1 protein-coding gene is annotated in these 2,009 nt (G+C 31.0%); it reads left to right on the top strand.

Annotated features, from left to right (window positions below; all coding sequences use genetic code 11):
• The first annotated feature begins 178 nt into the window (after nucleotides 1-178).
• On the top strand, nucleotides 179-1,951 hold the full coding sequence (locus LSE01S_RS10525; RefSeq protein ID WP_061777582.1) for a DUF262 domain-containing protein: 1,773 nt from the start codon (nucleotides 179-181) through the stop codon (nucleotides 1,949-1,951).
• Nucleotides 1,952-2,009 lie beyond the last annotated feature (58 nt).

Below are 2,009 nucleotides of genomic sequence, written 5' to 3'. Positions count from 1 at the left end.
GAATGGAAAACCATAACCCGTCAAGACAAAATCAAAATAAAGTTGCTGAAATTAAGCGAATGGTCTAGGAGTACTTCCACAGCTCAAATAAATCATTAATCGCGATTAATGATTTATTTGAACCCTGGAAAGCATTAAATCAGGCGGCCATATTAATATAAAATTTAGGGGAAAACAAATGACAAGAAATGACATTCAACCAAGTTTGCAAACTATCGATACTTATTTTGATAGAAAAGAGTTTTATATTCCTGGTTATCAACGACCATATGCATGGCAAGTGGCGCAATGTGAAAAATTAATTGATGATATAAAAAACCACCAAGAAAACTTTGACAAAACTAGCCAAGATAATTACTTTTTTGGAACTATCTTAATTGCTCAAGAATCAGGAGAAAAACATGAAACTACATTAATAGATGGTCAACAGCGAACCACGACCTTTATGCTCCTACTGAAAGCTTTACTTATAAAAATTAATGACGAACTTAGTAAGCTATCAGATGATTCATCAGATGATGCAAAATTAAAAGACAGATTGTCTAATCTAAAGCGCAAAATTATTTTGATGCTTTATAACCTAGATGACGATGCTTTTTTTGATTACCGAAAGGGTAATTACAAATTAAAGCCCCAAAATATTAAATATTTAAATGATTCTATTTCTGAATTACATGTGCGGGATATGTTTACGATTTTGGTTAATGAAGATTTTGAAACTATTAAAAATTTGGTAATAAGAATAAATCGACGGCAAAAAGATAATAAATACACCAATTTTTACAAGAATTTTCGTTATTTTTATAACTATTGTATGGGGTTAACCAACACTCAAGTCCGCGACTTTGCTGATCATTTAATTAACTTTTGCCAAGTAATCACCATCACAAGTTTTAATACGGATCAGGCAATCAATATTTTTAATTCTCTTAATGGTACTGGAATTCCACTTACTCCAATCGAGGTAATAGTCTCCGAAGCAATCGCAAATTCTAAAAACAGAAAAGCTTTTGAAGAAAACTGGCAGGAAATTGTCAAGAAAACAGATAATTCATCCTTAAATTTAAATTTACTGATGACCCATTATATTTTTATGAAACTCTCCGAACAACATGGGACAATTACTAGGAATCCAGGAATTAGGGCATTTTTTGCTACAAACAAATCACTGTTAAATAATGATACTTGCTTTACTAGTGAATTAGACAAAATATTAGATAACATCAACAATTTTGATAATCTTGAATTAGGGGCAATATTAAATAAATTCAATGGGAATTTTAAGCCATTTGTTTCAAGTTATTTATTTTTCCGCCAAAGCTCTGAATATTTGTCTTATCTGCTAAGACTCGGAGCAATTCTTGAATTAACTGATTTCTCCTATGGAAATCGTTTATTCAAAGGATTTTTAGAAAAAATGAATCTAAAATATAGCCAAATCAATACTATAACAGACGCTAATTTAATCGAAGAAGTTAAACAACATATTGCCTCAAATTTTAATAAGGCGGATATTAAACAAACACTTATAGATGGAGGCGTGCCGACACCTATAAGTTATTTAAATGAATATTTATATGCTAAGTATCATAAGCTTGAGTTTAATTTAAACAGAAACGTGGATATTGAACACATTATGCCTCAAAGTGGCATAAATCGGGAGAATATTATAAAAGATGCTGGTTTAAGTGGCAAGGAAGAATTTTACAAATATAGGGAAAAGTTGGGGAATAAGATCCCATTAGAGTCCGAAATTAATCGGGGAATTGGTGATGCTTGGTTTAGAACAAAAAAGGAAAATAGCATTACTAGTCATCATGGATATAGGGGAAGTAAATATCAAATTGCAAGTTCCCTTGTTAATTATCCTAAGGATACTTGGACCAAAGAAGATATTGATATGGCTACTGAAAAGGCTGCAGAGAGAATTATAAAGTTCATATTCGAATAATCTTGTTGCACTTACATTTATTAACTCGCTCAAATCATTCATAACTTCAATAAAATTT

The organism is Levilactobacillus senmaizukei DSM 21775 = NBRC 103853 (assembly GCF_001592085.1).
Classification (GTDB): Bacteria; Bacillota; Bacilli; order Lactobacillales; family Lactobacillaceae; genus Levilactobacillus; species Levilactobacillus senmaizukei.
Note: the sequence above shows the minus strand (reverse complement) of the source record. Positions and strands in the feature narration are given on the sequence as shown.

Coding starts and splice junctions, on each gene's coding strand:
- LSE01S_RS10525 (WP_061777582.1), top strand. CDS start 179: ATGACAAGAAATGACATTCAACCAAGTTTGCAAACTATCGATACTTAT.